Source organism: Pseudomonas sp. GZD-209 (assembly GCF_049310485.1).
Lineage (GTDB): Bacteria > Pseudomonadota > Gammaproteobacteria > Pseudomonadales > Pseudomonadaceae > Aquipseudomonas > Aquipseudomonas sichuanensis.
The window spans coordinates 1-14772 of sequence record NZ_JBMOWQ010000035.1 but is presented as its reverse complement, the minus strand read 5'-3'; the positions used below and the strand labels follow the sequence as shown (position 1 = coordinate 14772).

Here is a 14772-nt window from a genome sequence, read left to right as displayed (position 1 = left end):
GGGCGGTGCCCAGGCCGCGCCGATTGCCATGGAAGATCAATCGCAGCTCAAGGTGCCGGGCGTGCAGGCCGCGCCGCAGTTCGTGGCGCCCGCCGAAAGCGCCATCCCCGACAACGCCTTTGGCAAGATGGTCCGCCAAGGCCATGCATTGTTCGTCGATACCCGCCGCTTGATGCCCGACGCCGTGGGCAATGGCCTGAACTGCAGCAATTGCCACCTGGACCAGGGGCGCATGGCCCACTCGGCGCCGTTGTGGGGCGCCTATCCGATGTACCCGGCCTATCGCAAGAAAAACGACAAGGTCAACACCTTCGCCGAACGCATCCAGGGTTGTTTCCAGTTCAGCATGAATGGCAAGCCGCCGGCGGCCGACAGCCCGCAGATGACTGCGCTGAGTGTGTACGCCTACTGGCTTTCGACCCAGGCGCCGACCGGCGTCGAGATCGCCGGCCGTGGCTATCCCGACGTTGCGCAGCCCGCGGGCGGCTACGACTTCAAGCGTGGCCACCAGGTGTACCGCGAGCAATGCGCGATCTGCCACGGTGACAACGGTGAAGGGCAGAAGGTCGCCGGGGAATACGTGATGCCGCCGTTGTGGGGCAAGGACTCGTACAACTGGGGGGCGGGCATGCACCGCATCAACACCGCGGCGTCGTTCATCAAGTACAACATGCCGTTGGGCAAGCCGGGCAGCCTGAGCGACCAGCAGGCCTGGGATGTGGCTGCGTGGATCAACCGCCACGAGCGGCCGCAGGATCCACGGTTGGTCGAGGGCTCGATCGAGAAGACGCGATTGAAGTTCCATGCCAATGACGGGGTCAACCTTTACGGGCAGAAGGTCGATGGGGTACTGGTGGGGCAGGGCACCGGCGGTTGATCCTGGGCTAGAAACGAACCGGCCCGCCATTAGGCGGGCCGGTCGATGCAGCAGGTGACGATCAGCGGCGGCGGAACAGCGGCAGCGGCTCGTCGGTGGCGCCCTGGTAGGTCACCGAGAAGTCCTTCAGGCTCTGCAGCGCGTCTTCCGGGTCCTTGTCGGCACGGATGGCGAACGCATCGAAGCCACAGCGGGCCATGTAGAACAGCTGGTCGCGCAGCACGTCGCCGATGGCGCGCAGCTCACCCTTGAACTTGTAACGGTCACGCAGCAGGCGCGCATTGGAATAGTTGCGCCCGTCGGTGAAGGCCGGGAAGTTCAGGGCGATGACCTGGAAGTGCTGGACGTCCGCGCCGATCTCTTCCGCTTCCTCGTCGCTGTCCAGCCAGATGCCCAGGCCGCCGTCGCGGGCCTTGAGCATGCTCGGATGGTCACGCCACAGTTGCAGCGGCACGATGTAGTCGTCGCAGTTGGTCAGCTCGTCGATCGAGACGTCCTTGGGCAGCAGGTGCCAGGTTTCGTCGACGATCTGGTTGTTCTTAATGATTCGCTGCATAGACGCGTTCCTTGAAGGGGTCGATGCCGATCCGCTGGTAAGTGTCGATGAAGCGCTCGTCTTCGGTGCGTTGCTCGACATACACGTTGATCAGCTTCTCGATCACGTCGGCCATGGCGTCCTGGGCGAACGAAGGGCCGAGGATCTTGCCCAGGCTGGCGTCGCGCGCGGCATTGCCGCCCAGCGAAACCTGGTAGAACTCCTCGCCTTTCTTGTCCACCCCGAGGATGCCGATGTGGCCGACGTGGTGGTGGCCGCAGGCGTTCATGCAGCCGGAGATGTTCAGGTCGAGCTCGCCGATGTCGAACAGGTAGTCCAGGTCGTCGAAGCGGCGCTGGATGGATTCGGCGATCGGGATCGACTTGGCGTTGGCCAGCGAGCAGAAATCACCGCCCGGGCAGCAGATGATGTCGGTCAGCAGGCCGATGTTCGGCGTGGCGAAGCCTTGCTCGCGCAGTTCCAGCCACAGGGCGTGCAGCTGGCGCTGCTCGACGTCGGCGAGGATGATGTTCTGCTCGTGCGAGGTGCGCAGGTAGCCGAAGCTGTAGCGCTCGGCGAAGTCGGCGACGGCGTCCAGCTGCTTGTCGGTCAGGTCGCCTGGGGCGACGCCGGTGGGCTTGAGCGACAGGGTGACGGCGACGTAGCCCGGCTTCTTGTGCGCGCGGGTGTTGCGCGAACGCCAGCGGGCAAAGCCTGGGTGCTCGGCGTCCAGTGTGCTGTAGTCCTGGTTGTCGAGCGCCAGGTACTCAGGGTCGATGAAGTGGCGCGCCACGCGCTGCACTTCGGCCTCGGTCAGGGTGGTATCGCCACCGCGCAGGTGGGCCATTTCGGCCTCGACCTTCTCGGCGAACACTTCCGGGGTGAGGGCCTTGACCAGGATCTTGATCCGCGCCTTGTACTTGTTGTCACGGCGGCCGTAACGGTTGTACACGCGCAGGATGGCGTCCAGGTAGCTGAGCAGCTCCTGCCACGGCAGGAACTCGTTGATGAACGCGCCGATCACCGGGGTACGGCCCAGGCCGCCACCCACCAGCACGCGGAAGCCCAGCTCGCCGGCAGCGTTGCGCACCGGCTCAAGGCCGATGTCGTGCACTTCGATGGCGGCGCGGTCGTCGCTCGAACCGTTGACGGCAATCTTGAACTTGCGCGGCAGGTAGGCGAATTCCGGGTGGAAGGTGGTCCACTGGCGGACGATCTCGCACCATGGGCGCGGGTCCACCAGTTCGTCGGCGGCGACACCGGCGAACTGGTCGGTGGTGACGTTGCGCAGGCAGTTGCCGCTGGTCTGAATCGCGTGCATCTGCACGGTGGCCAGCTCAGCCAGGATGTCCGGGATGTCTTCCAGCGCCGGCCAGTTGTACTGCACGTTCTGGCGGGTGCTGATATGCGCGTAGCCCTTGTCGTAGTCGCGGGCGATCTTCGCCAGCATACGGGCCTGCGTCGCGTTCAGCTGGCCATAGGGCACGGCGACGCGCAGCATCGGGGCGAAGCGTTGGACATAGAGCCCGTTCTGCAGGCGCAGCGGGCGGAATTCTTCTTCGCTCAGCTCACCGGCCAGGTAGCGGCGGGTCTGATCACGGAACTGCTTGACGCGGTCCTCGATGATCCGCTGATCGTACTCGTCGTATACGTACATAAAAGTCCTGTCTCAGGCTGCATGCAGCTAATCGCGCGCACGGCCGCGCACTCCGGAGCGGAGCGGGGGAACGATAGCAGAGTGGGTTTATGCGCTAAAGTGATGTTTTTGCATATGAAAAGAACCATTTGGACTAAGTGAGACTGACTGCCATTTGCCCGCTCTATACCGCGCTGCGCGTATACTGCGCTGTTTGCTCCCCAGGGATGTAACCGCATGCTCAAGGCCTTGTGCCAGGGCCTGTGCCTGAGCCTGCCAATGGTGGCGGGCGCACAGGCCGCTTCGGTGGTATTTCTCAACCCAGGCTTGTCCAACGAGACGTTCTGGGTCGATTACTCACGCTTCATGCAGGCCGCCGCCACGGACCTGGGCATGCAACTGCGCGTGCAGTACAGCGAACGCCGCGCCGACCTCGCCCTGACCCAGGCCCGCGCCGTGCTGCAGGGGCCAGAACGCCCGGACTACCTGGTGCTGGTCAACGAACAGTACGTCGCCCCCGAGATCATCCGCCTGTCCCGCGGTACCGGGGTCAAGCTGTTTTTGGTCAACAACGGCCTGACGGACAGCCAGGCGCGCAGCGTCCAGGCCCAGCCCGACAAGTACCCCGAAGTGCTCGGCACCCTGATCAACAACGACGAGGCGGCCGGCTACCAGATGCTCAAGGCGATGGTGGCGAAACTGCCGCCCTCGTCCGGGCCGGTCGACCTGCTGGCCTTTGCCGGGGTCAAGACCACCCCGGCCTCGCAACTGCGCGAGCAGGGCATGCGCCGCGCGCTGGCAGACTTCCCGCAGGTGCGCCTGCGCCAGGTGGTGTATGGCGGCTGGAACCGCCAGCGCGCCTTCGAACAGGCGCAGGTGCTGCTGGAGCGCTATCCCGAGACCCGTCTGGTGTGGTCGGCCAACGATGAAATGGCCTTCGGCGCCATGCAGGCCTTCGAGCAGGCGGGCAAGGTGCCGGGGCGCGATGCCGTGTTCAGTGCGGTGAACAGCTCGCCGGAAGCCCTGCGCGCACTGATCGACGGGCGCCTGGGTGTGTTGATGGGCGGCCATTTCACCCTGGGCGGCTGGGCCATGGTCATGCTGCACGACGATGCCATGGGCCTGGCGGTGAGTCGCGACGGATTGCGCGAGCACCAGGTGCCGGTCTTGCAACTGATCGACCCGGCCAAGGCCCGGCGCTGGCTGCAGTTGCTGGAGAAGGGTGGCCACGGCGTCGACTTTCATCACTACAGCGCCGAAGGGCGGCCGGCCAGCTACCGCTACCCGTTTCTCACGTCGCCCGTCGACTATTGAAAGTCCCTGCTTGAGCGAAGGACATTGCTGGACTTAACTGCTGCTTGTGAAGTGCATTCCCATAACCACTACAAGAGGCAATGCAATGGGAAACTCAACCAAGGTCCGCAAAGCTGACAGCAGTGTCGACGCCTGGGCGATCCTGTGCCTGATCGTGCTGGTGGTGGTCACTGCAGTGTATTGGGTCAGCCATCAGTAGCGGCCATCCCTACCTCAGACCGTGAAACACCTGAACCGCCCGTGGAAGGGATATCCGCGGGTGTTGGGCCTGATTTCATAATTAAGGATGCGTGAAGACGATTTCTGAACGGTGACCAAGTATTCCAAGCCGTAGGAATCGGTGTGAGGCTAGATCTTGCTCATCAAGTCTCTGATTTTGCTTGCGAGAAAATTCTTGAATTTTTTGTGCTTTGTGATGGGGTCTAAAGCGCTATTGTTTGCGAAGCGCTGAACGCATGCGCTGTAGAGGCTTTTTTCAGTTTGCGCCCCCTTTCCTATCAAGCTGTTAGCGTAGCCGAGAACACCGTTAACTTTTTGTTTGTATTTTATTTGTTCGTCGGTATTACGTGTGATTTCTTTGACGATAGTGTCGAGTAGAAGTCTCCAGTCTCCGTCGCTTTCACCTTCCAATTCTATTTCATCAGGAAGCTTGAACCAAAAATACGTGTTGGTGCCGGCGGTAAATGTGTAGGTGTCACTTGCATAGCTGAGACGTTTTATGGCGTCGGGCCCATCCCCTTTGTTGGGAGGGGTCGCATAGGTGCCGTCGCTACGTCCGGCATAGGTTATGCTTTCCTTTGAATTCATAACGATGAATAGATATCCTGCCGGTAGCATGGCGCGCAGCCGCAATGTTGCGGCTATTGGGGAGACACCCCCATTTTTCACTATTATCTGACTGATGGTGGCAAGGTTTTCATGCTCGTCCAGTAGGCGTTGTATCCATATGGTAGGCATAAGAAGCTCAGTGGCAAACGCGTTGGCCTCGGCTTCCATCGTCAAGTATTCTTGGCTCCCATCTACGAGGTTTTCGTTTGTGATGTCGCAGATGGTCCCCATGTGCCAGGGCATGACGACATGACCAATTTCGTGGGCCAAGGTGAATCGTTGTCTGCTTTTGGGGCGGTCCTTGTTCACAAGGATAGTGGGGGTCTTGCCGCGTTGCTTCAAGTTGGCGGCAACGCCATCAATATCGATTGGGAATTCCTCGAATCGAAGATTGGCGTATTTTTTTGCCAGGTGTTCTACGTCAACAGGAAGTGTTAGCTTGTGGTGGCTGTGCATCCTCTTTGCATAATTTATGGCTGTTTCTTTGCGCAATTTAAATTCCCTTTTGTTTCAGCCATTTATTCAGGGCTTTAGCTTTTTCTGGAGAGTCTGCTCTGGCGGCAAGCGGAAGTTCATGCATGTCGCTTAGTATGCTGTCAATCGACCGATCTTGGATTCTCGCGGTGATTATATAGTCGAGAATGTCCGGATCCTGTGTCCACAGGCGATACTCTTTTTTCGTCATGCCGAGGTAGGTATATATCTCGGCGGAAGTATCCGACTCGTGCCATGCGTCGATAAAGTCATCTATCTCTTCAGGTAGAATCAAGCCTTCGGCGCACAGATCAATGAATTTTTTTTCAGACATTGATTGTTCTCCCTTTGACGGCGTCTTTGATGTTTTCGCCGGTGACTGCATCAAGAACTGCCAAGTGCCTGCCCCGAGCGTTGAAGACTTCAATTTCTCCATGGAATTCATCCCAGGTATACAGGCGACGTTTGCAGGCAGATCTCCAGCGTCGAGCGCCTTCGACGAAGCCCATGTACTCCTGCTCATCAAGGTACGAAGGTTGGGGTATTGGGTGTCTCGTCACCTCTGCTCCTTGAACTGACTTGCCAACAGCGTGCATCATAACTCAATCCTCCATTATTACTATGGTGAATTAGGTACGAGGAAATTTATAAGTCCATTGAAATTTCCTAACGCTCTGTCAGATACATTGCTAGTTGCACAAGGCCAATCAGCGCGAGGACGAAAACCAGGGTGAATACTGTGCCCATTAGGATGAAATGGCTAGCTTTTCCGTGAGTGAAATCGCGTGCGCGGTTCTTGCCGCTCTGCACGCCGAAAGCGGCGGCGAGGATGCTGTGCAGCATCTGCCAGAAGGTGGGCGGTTTGCCCGGGGTGCGGTCGTCCATGAGTGGCTCCTTGGTCAGAGACAATCAGGGACAGTGTAGGTGAATGTACCGCCCCCATCGCCGGCAAGCTGGCGATGGGGGCGCACCAGCCTTAGTTGTCGTACCCCAGGTTCGGCGCCAGCCAGCGCTCGCTCACGCTCAGGTCCTGGCCCTTGCGCTCGCTGTATTGCTCGACCTGGTCCTTGTCCACCTTGCCCACGGCGAAGTACTGCGCCTGCGGATGGGCGAAGTACCAGCCGCTGACCGCCGCCGCCGGGAACATGGCGAAGTGCTCGGTGAGGAACACCCCGCTCGGGCCGGTTTCGCCGATGGCGCTGCCGTCGAGCAGGCGGAACAGGGTTTCCTTCTCGGTGTGGTCCGGGCATGCCGGGTAGCCAGGGGCAGGGCGGATACCGCTGTACTGCTCCTTGATCAACGCTTCGTTGTCCAGGTGCTCGTCCTTGGCATAACCCCAGTGCTCTTTACGCACCTGCTCGTGCAGCCATTCGGCGCAGGCCTCGGCCAGGCGGTCGGCCAGGGCCTTGACCATGATCGAGCTGTAGTCGTCGCCCTTGTCCTGGTAGGCCTTGGCGACTTCCTCGGCACCGATGCCGGCGGTGGTGATGAAGCCGCCCACGTAGTCGGTCACGCCACTGTCCTTCGGCGCGACGAAGTCGGCCAGCGACCAGTTCGGCTTGCCGTCAGGCTTGATGGTCTGCTGGCGCAGGTGGTGCAGGGTGGCCAGCGGTTTGCCGTCTTCGCCATACACCTCGATGTCGTCATGCTTGACCTGGTTGGCCGGCCAGAAGCCGAACACCGCGCGGGCACTGATCAGCTTTTCGTCGATGAGCTTGTCGAGCATCTCGCGGGCGTCCTTGTATAGCGAAGTGGCCGCCTCGCCGACGACTTCGTCGGTGAGGATGCGCGGGAACTTGCCGGCCAGGTCCCAGGAGATGAAGAACGGGGTCCAGTCGATGTACTCGGCCAGGGTGCGCAGATCGATGTTGTCCAGTACCTTCACGCCGGTGAAGGACGGCACTGCGGCCTGGTAGCCGGCCCAATCGTATTGTGGCTTGGCGGCGATGGCCTTGGCATAGCTCAGGCGCTCGGTGCGGGCGCTGCGGTTGGCGGTGCGCTCGCGCACCTCGACGTATTCGGCGCGGGTCTTCTCGACGAAGCCGGCCTTGAGCTCCTTGGACAGCAGCTGGGTGGCCACGCCCACCGCGCGCGAGGCGTCGGTGACGTAGACCACGGCATCGTTCGAGTACTTGGGCTCGATCTTCACCGCGGTGTGCGCCTTGGAGGTGGTGGCGCCACCAATCATCAGCGGCAGGTGGAAGTCCTGGCGCTGCATCTCGCGGGCTACGTGGACCATCTCGTCCAGCGACGGGGTAATCAGGCCGGACAGGCCGATGATGTCGCACTTCTGCTCGCGGGCGGTCTGCAGGATCTTCTCGGCCGGCACCATCACGCCCAGGTCGACGATGTCGTAGCCGTTGCAACCGAGCACCACGCCGACGATGTTCTTGCCAATGTCATGCACGTCGCCCTTGACCGTGGCCATGAGGATCTTGCCCTTGGCTTCGGGCTTGTCGCCTTTTTCTTCTTCGATGAACGGGATCAGGTGGGCCACGGCCTGCTTCATCACCCGGGCCGATTTCACCACCTGGGGCAGGAACATCTTGCCGGCACCGAACAGGTCGCCGACCACGTTCATGCCGCTCATCAGCGGGCCTTCGATCACTTCGATCGGGCGCGCGCATTGCTGTCGGCATTCCTCGGTGTCTTCAACGATGTACGCGGTGATGCCCTTGACCAGGGCGTGCTCCAGGCGCTTGTCGACCGGCAGCGAGCGCCAGGCTTCGTTCTCGACTTCCTTGGTGGCGCCGCCACCCCTGTAGTCGTCGGCGATAGCCAGCAGGGCGTCGGTGCCTTCGGGGGTGCGGTTGAGCACCACATCCTCGACTTTTTCGCGCAGCGCGGCGGGGATCTCGTCGTAGATTTCCAGCTGGCCGGCGTTGACGATACCCATGGTCAGGCCGTTCTGGATGGCGTGATACAGGAATACCGAGTGGATCGCCTCGCGCACCGGGTTGTTGCCACGGAACGAGAACGACACGTTGGACACGCCGCCCGAGGTCAGGGCGTAGGGCAGGTGGTCGCGGATATAGGCACACGCCTCGATGAAGTCGACGGCGTAGTTGTTGTGCTCCTCGATGCCGGTGGCGACGGCGAAGATGTTCGGGTCGAAGATGATGTCTTCCGGCGGGAAGCCCACTTCATTGACCAGGATGTCGTAGCTGCGCTGGCAGATCTCTTTCTTGCGCGCGGCGGTGTCGGCCTGGCCGACTTCGTCGAAGGCCATCACCACCACGGCGGCGCCATAGCGCTTGCACAGGCGGGCGTGGTGCTTGAACTGCTCGACGCCTTCCTTCATCGAGATCGAGTTGACGATGCCCTTGCCCTGGATGCACTTGAGGCCCGCCTCGATCACCTCCCACTTGGAGGAGTCGATCATGATCGGCACGCGGGAGATGTCCGGCTCGCCGGCGATCAGGTTGAGGAAGCGGACCATGGCGGCCTGGGAGTCGAGCATCCCTTCGTCCATGTTGATGTCGATCACCTGGGCGCCGGCCTCGACCTGCTGCAGGGCGACCTCGAGCGCTTCGGTGTAGTTCTCTTCACGGATCAGCCGGGCGAACTTGGCGGAGCCGGTGATGTTGGTGCGCTCGCCGACGTTGACGAACAGCGACTGGCGATCGATGGTGAACGGCTCCAGGCCCGACAGGCGGCAGGCCTTGGGGATGTCCGGGATTTCACGCGGTTTGTACTTGGCCACGGCCTCGGCGATGGCCTGGATGTGCGGCGGGGTGGTGCCGCAGCAGCCGCCGATGATGTTGAGGAAGCCGCTGGCGGCGAACTCCTCGACCACTGCCGCCATTTCGGCCGGGGTTTCATCGTATTCGCCGAAGGCGTTCGGCAGGCCGGCGTTGGGGTGCGCCGAAACGAAGGTGCCGGCCTTGCCCGACAGCTCTTCCAGATACGGGCGCAGATCCTTGGCGCCCAGGGCGCAGTTCAGGCCGATGGAGATCGGCTTGGCGTGGCGCACCGAGTTCCAGAACGCTTCGGTGGTCTGCCCGGACAGGGTGCGGCCGGAGGCATCGGTGATGGTGCCGGAGATCATGATCGGCAGTTCGACAGCATCTTCCTCGAACACCTGCTGCACGGCGAAGATCGCCGCCTTGGCGTTGAGGGTGTCGAAGATGGTTTCGATCAGGATCAGGTCGGCGCCGCCCTCGATCAGGCCACGGGTGGCCTCGATGTAGTTCACCACCAGTTCGTCGAAGGTGACGTTGCGATAGCCTGGGTCGTTGACGTCGGGGGAAATCGAGCAGGTGCGGCTGGTCGGGCCGAGCACGCCGGCGACGAAGCGCGGCTTGTCCGGGGTTTCCAGGGTTTTCGCGTCGGCCACCTGGCGGGCGATGCGCGCGCCTTCAACGTTGAGCTCGTACACCAGCGCTTCCATGCCGTAGTCGGCCTGGGAAATCTGCGTGGCGTTGAAGGTGTTGGTTTCGAGGATGTCGGCGCCGGCGTCCAGATAGGCTTTCTCGATCGCCGCGATCACATCGGGGCGGCTGAGCAGCAGCAGGTCGTTGTTGCCCTTCACGTCGCTTGGCCAATCGGCGAAGCGCGTGCCACGATAGTCGTGTTCCTCGAGGCGGTAACTCTGGATCATAGTACCCATGCCGCCGTCGAGGATCAGGATGCGCTCTTTGAGTGCTTTCTGGAGTGCTTGGTAACGAGCGCTGCGGTCGGACATAGGACTACCTGGTCGGGCGAATATCAGAAGGTGCCGAATAATAACAAAGCTGCATGGATTTTAGGCGCTCTGCCCATTTGCATGAATTTCGCTCATGTTTGTGCGGCGCTACCCACACCTCAGGACCCGCCAGGCACATCGTGATGGCTTCAAGTAACCAGGACATTCGGCACATGCTGTTTCGCATTCTTGCCAGCGCCTTCGCACTGCTGATCAGTGGCGCGGCGTTCGCGCAGGCCCCGCAATCCAGCCCGGCGGTTTCATACACCCGGGACATTCAACCGATCTTCACCGAGAAGTGCGTGGCCTGCCACGCCTGCAACGATGCCGCCTGCCAGCTCAACCTGGGCAGTGCCGAAGGCGCCGAGCGCGGCGCCTCCAAGGTGCCGGTCTATCAGGGCGAGCGCAGCAAGGCGGTGCCCACCACCCGGCTGTTCTATGACGCCCGTGACGAGGCCAGCTGGCGCAAGCAGGGCTTCTATTCGGTGCTGGACAAGCAGGGCGGCCAGGCCGCGCTGATGGCCCGCATGCTCGAGCTGGGCCACAAGACCCCGCTCACGCCCAACGCCAAGCTGCCCGAAGAGATCGTGCTGGGGCTCAACCGCAACAACATGTGCCCCATGCTCCAGGAGTTCGACGCCTACGCTGGCACCCACCCCAAGGAGGGCATGCCGTTGGCGGTGACCGGCCTGACCGACCAGGAGTACCAGACCCTGCAGCGCTGGCTGGCGGCCGGTGCCCCGGTGGAGAAGACCCCGATCCAGCCAAGTGCCGCCGAAGCGCAGCAGATTGCCGACTGGGAAGAGCTGCTCAACCGCCCGGGCTCGACCGAAGCGCTGGTCGGCCGCTGGCTGTACGAGCACCTGTTCCTCGCCCACATCTATTTCAAGGGCGGCGAGCAGGGCCACTTCTTCCAGTGGGTACGCTCGCGCACGCCCAGCGGCCAGCCGGTCGACCTGATCGCCACCCGCCGCCCCAACGACCCGCCCGGCACCGACTTCTACTACCGGCTGATCCCGGTGCAGGGGGTGATCGTGCATAAGACCCACATCACCTACCCGATGGGCCCGCAGAAGCTCAAACGGGTCAAGCAGCTGTTCTACAGCGGCGACTGGCACGCCGATGCGCTGCCCGGTTACGGCCCGCGCCACCGCGCCAACCCGTTCGAAACCTTCGAGGCGATCCCGGCGGTGGCGCGTTACCAGTTCATGCTGGATAACGCCGAATATTTCGTGCGCACCTTCATCCGTGGCCCGGTTTGCCGCGGGCAGATCGCCACCGACGTGATCCGTGACAACTTCTGGGCGTTGTTCCAGGAGCCGGCCCACGACCTCTACATCACCGATGCGCGCTACCGTGGCGAGGCCACGCCGCTGCTGGCCATGCCGGGCCAGATCGACGACGTGGGCAGCGTGCTGAGCCTGTGGCATGCCTACCGCGACAAGCGCAACGACTACGAGGCGCTGCGCCGCGAGGCCTATGCCGAGCAGCCCGCGCCGAGCTGGTCGACCCTGTGGGCGGGTAACGACAATGCCCTGCTGAGCATCTTCCGCCACTTCGACAGCGCCTCGGTCACCAAGGGCCTGATCGGCGATGTGCCGTTGACCCTGTGGCTGTTCGACTACCCGCTGTTCGAACGCACCTATTACCAGCTGGCGGTGAACTTCGACGTGTTCGGCAACGTCTCGCACCAGTTGCAGACCCGCCTGTACTTCGACTTGATCCGCAACGGCGCCGAGGTCAATTTCCTGCGCCTGATGCCGGCCAACAAGCGCGGCGAGATCCTCGACAACTGGTACCAGAACAGCGGCAAGGTGAAGATGTGGATGGACTACACCGACATCGACACCGACACCCCCAGCGCCCTCAAGCTCGACAAGCACGACCCCAAGCGCGATTTCGGTCTCAAGTTGCTGCAGCGCACCGGCAGCCTGAATGCCGCGCCCGACCCGATCAACCGCTGCCAGGGCGCTTTCTGCTCGCGGCCGCAGATGAGCGAGGAGTTCCGTGATGTCGAGCAGTCGCTCAGCCGTCTGGTCTCGCGCCCGGCCGCCGGCCTGAAGGTGATCGGCCAGTTGCCCGAGGCGACGATGCTGCGTATTGAAGGGCAGGGCGGCCAGCGCCAGGTCTACAGCCTGCTGCGCAACCGCGCCCACAGCAATGTGGCCTTCCTGCTTGGCGAGGCGTACCGCTACCAGCCTGGGCTGGACACCCTCACGCTGTACCCCGGCGTGCTCAGCAGCTATCCCAACTTCATTTTCAATGTGCCGGCCAAGGATGTACCGGAGTTTGTCGAAGACCTGGAGGCCGCCCGTGACGACACGGCGAAGTTCGAGCGGGTGGTCATGCGCTGGGGCGTGCGCCGCAGCCACCCCGAGTTCTGGCGCTACTTCCATGACCTGAGCCGCTACCTGCAGGAGACCGATCCGGTGGAAGAGGGCGTGCTGGACATGAACCGCTACGAGAACCTCTGATCGGTTAGCCGGGACATTCCCGGCATCCTGCGGTCGGACATGCAGGGTGGTTCCGGATGCATCCATCGCGGGGCAAGCCCGAAGCCCGCTCCCACGCAGCCTGTATTGCAACCTGAGCAACAGGTAACTGGCGTGGGAGCGGGCTTGCCCCGCGATGGCTGTATGCCAGGGCCTCAATGCACCGGCAATCGCAGGTATTTCATGCTGTATTCGCTTCAAGCGCTGCGCGCATTCGCCGCCTGGGTGGTGGTCTGCCACCACTTCCGGCAGATCTTCTTCGACTTCCACGCCAGCGGCCCGATCGGCCAACTGCTCGCCGAGCGCGGTGCGGTGGGGGTGGATATCTTCTTCGTGATCAGCGGGCTGGTGATCTACCTGTCCACCCGCGACAAGGACATCGCGCCAGGGCAGTTCCTGCTCAACCGCGCCCTGCGCATCGTCCCGGCCTACTGGTTCTACACCCTGTTGATGGCCGTATTGATGCTGATCGCCAGCCGCTGGATGCCGCACCAGGTCTTCGAGTGGCAGCACCTGCTGTTGTCGCTGCTGTTCATCCCAGCCGAGAACCCCGGTGGCTATGGCCTGTACCCGACGCTCAACGTCGGCTGGACGCTGAACTTCGAGATGTTCTTCTACCTGCTGTTCGGTCTGGCCTTCCTGGTGCGCCAGCGCCATCACCTGTTGCTGGTGACCGCGGCGCTGTTGCTGGTCAGCGAAGTGCTCGGCCGCCTGGGTGTGCTCAGCCGTTTCTACAACAACGACATCGTCTACGAATTCCTGCTGGGCATCGGTCTGGGGGTGCTGTACCGGCGCGGGCTGATCCGCGAGGGCCTATGGCTGCCATTGGGGCTGCTGGCGCTGGCGGGCTTCGCGCTCTATCACCTGGACGCCTCGCCGCGCCTGTTGCACTGGGGCCTGCCCAGCGCGTTGGTGGTGCTGGCGTTCATTGCGCTGGAGCCGTATTTCAAAGGCAACCGGCTGCTCAAGATGTTGGGCGACTGCTCCTACTCGGTGTACTTGATCCATGTGCTGGTGCTTTACGCCGGCTTGTTCGCCAGCCAGCGGCTGCGCCTGAACCCGTACCTGGTATTCGCCCTGTGCGTGCCGTCAATCGGACTAATGTCGTGGTTCAGCTATCACTGGCTGGAACGTGGCCTGTACGGGCGGCTCAAGGCCTGGTTGGCGGCTCCCGCGGCCGCGGAACCCGCGCTGGCGCTATCCCGAGTCAAATACTAGGACTTTGTTCGGGGCACGGGTTGGCGTACACTGCCGGCAAGTCTGTGAGGAACTTCCATGAGCGCTATAACTATTACCGACGCCGCCCATGATTACCTGGCCGATCTGCTCTCCAAGCAGAACACGCCGGGGATCGGCATCCGTATTTTCATCACCCAGCCGGGCACCCAGTACGCCGAAACCTGCATCGCTTACTGTAAGCCAGGCGAAGAAAAACCCGACGACGAGCCGGTGGGCCTGAAGAGCTTCACCGCTTACCTGGACGCCGTCAGCGTGCCGTTTCTCGAAGACGCGCTGGTCGACTATGCCACCGACCGCATGGGCGGCCAGCTGACCATCAAGGCCCCGAACGCCAAGGTGCCGATGGTCAACGAAGACAGCCCGATCAACGAGCGGATCAACTACTACCTGCAGACCGAGATCAACCCGGGCCTGGCCAGCCACGGCGGCGCCGTGAGCCTGGTCGACGTGGTCGATGACGGCATTGCCGTGCTGCAGTTCGGCGGTGGTTGCCAAGGTTGCGGCCAGGCCGACGTGACGCTCAAGGAAGGTATCGAGCGCACCCTGCTCGAGCGCATTCCGGAGCTCAAGGGCGTGCGTGACGTGACTGACCACAGTCAGAAAGAAAACGCCTACTACTAAGGTGTTTCTTCCTATCGCGGGGCAAGCCCGCTCCCACGAATCAACTGTGGGAGCGGGCTTGCCCCGCGATGC

Annotated in this window: 12 protein-coding genes; 5 read left to right on the top strand and 7 right to left on the bottom strand. The window is 62.2% G+C overall.

Annotated elements, in window-relative coordinates; genetic code table 11:
* Nucleotides 1-28: 28 nt before the first annotated feature.
* Entirely contained in the window at nucleotides 29-877 is an 849-nt protein-coding gene (locus ACO6VM_RS06085; RefSeq protein ID WP_401058472.1) for a c-type cytochrome, read from the top strand.
* A gap of 61 nt (nucleotides 878-938) precedes the next feature.
* On the opposite strand, the gene ACO6VM_RS06080 is transcribed toward ACO6VM_RS06085, so the two are convergent.
* Complete coding sequence (locus ACO6VM_RS06080) at nucleotides 939-1433, bottom strand: DUF934 domain-containing protein (RefSeq protein WP_110995358.1); 495 nt, start codon at nucleotides 1431-1433, stop codon at nucleotides 939-941.
* Nucleotides 1417-3069: a nitrite/sulfite reductase gene (locus tag ACO6VM_RS06075; RefSeq protein WP_401058406.1), complete on the bottom strand. Its 1653-nt coding sequence runs from the start codon at nucleotides 3067-3069 to the stop codon at nucleotides 1417-1419. Before ACO6VM_RS06075 ends, ACO6VM_RS06080 begins: the two co-directional genes overlap by 17 nt.
* Nucleotides 3070-3285: 216 nt before the next feature.
* On the opposite strand from ACO6VM_RS06075, the gene ACO6VM_RS06070 reads away from it, so the two are divergent.
* On the top strand, nucleotides 3286-4362 hold the full coding sequence (locus ACO6VM_RS06070; RefSeq protein WP_422402920.1) for an ABC transporter substrate-binding protein: 1077 nt from the start codon (nucleotides 3286-3288) through the stop codon (nucleotides 4360-4362).
* A gap of 348 nt (nucleotides 4363-4710) precedes the next feature.
* Here ACO6VM_RS06070 and ACO6VM_RS06065 read toward each other — a convergent pair whose 3' ends face one another.
* From ACO6VM_RS06065 to metH, 5 genes are all read right to left on the bottom strand, one after another.
* Nucleotides 4711-5682 carry an ImmA/IrrE family metallo-endopeptidase gene (locus ACO6VM_RS06065; protein ID WP_422402919.1) on the bottom strand — a complete coding sequence of 324 codons (972 nt, stop codon included), beginning with the start codon at nucleotides 5680-5682 and terminating at the stop codon, nucleotides 4711-4713.
* 1 nt (nucleotide 5683) lies between these two features.
* On the bottom strand, nucleotides 5684-6100 hold the full coding sequence (locus tag ACO6VM_RS06060; protein WP_401058476.1) for a hypothetical protein: 417 nt from the start codon (nucleotides 6098-6100) through the stop codon (nucleotides 5684-5686).
* Nucleotides 5991-6260, bottom strand: a complete 270-nt coding sequence (locus tag ACO6VM_RS06055) for a colicin E3/pyocin S6 family cytotoxin (RefSeq protein WP_422402927.1) — start codon at nucleotides 6258-6260, stop codon at nucleotides 5991-5993. Before ACO6VM_RS06055 ends, ACO6VM_RS06060 begins: the two co-directional genes overlap by 110 nt.
* A gap of 70 nt (nucleotides 6261-6330) precedes the next feature.
* Complete coding sequence (locus tag ACO6VM_RS06050; RefSeq protein ID WP_401058413.1) at nucleotides 6331-6549, bottom strand: DUF2970 domain-containing protein; 219 nt, start codon at nucleotides 6547-6549, stop codon at nucleotides 6331-6333.
* Between the two features lie 91 nt (nucleotides 6550-6640).
* Complete coding sequence (metH, locus tag ACO6VM_RS06045; RefSeq protein WP_422402918.1) at nucleotides 6641-10348, bottom strand: methionine synthase; 3708 nt, start codon at nucleotides 10346-10348, stop codon at nucleotides 6641-6643.
* A gap of 173 nt (nucleotides 10349-10521) precedes the next feature.
* On the opposite strand from metH, the gene ACO6VM_RS06040 reads away from it, so the two are divergent.
* The 3 genes from ACO6VM_RS06040 (at nucleotide 10522) to nfuA (ending at nucleotide 14700) form a co-directional block, all read left to right on the top strand.
* Nucleotides 10522-12822, top strand: coding sequence for a fatty acid cis/trans isomerase (locus ACO6VM_RS06040; protein ID WP_422402917.1), 2301 nt, complete (start codon nucleotides 10522-10524; stop codon nucleotides 12820-12822).
* 201 nt (nucleotides 12823-13023) lie between these two features.
* Nucleotides 13024-14058: an acyltransferase family protein gene (locus ACO6VM_RS06035; RefSeq protein ID WP_422402916.1), complete on the top strand. Its 1035-nt coding sequence runs from the start codon at nucleotides 13024-13026 to the stop codon at nucleotides 14056-14058.
* Nucleotides 14059-14115: 57 nt separating this feature from the next.
* The gene (nfuA, locus tag ACO6VM_RS06030; protein WP_110996563.1) at nucleotides 14116-14700 is read left to right on the top strand and encodes a Fe-S biogenesis protein NfuA; all 585 of its coding nucleotides are present in this window, start codon (nucleotides 14116-14118) and stop codon (nucleotides 14698-14700) included.
* The last annotated feature ends 72 nt before the right edge of the window (nucleotides 14701-14772 follow it).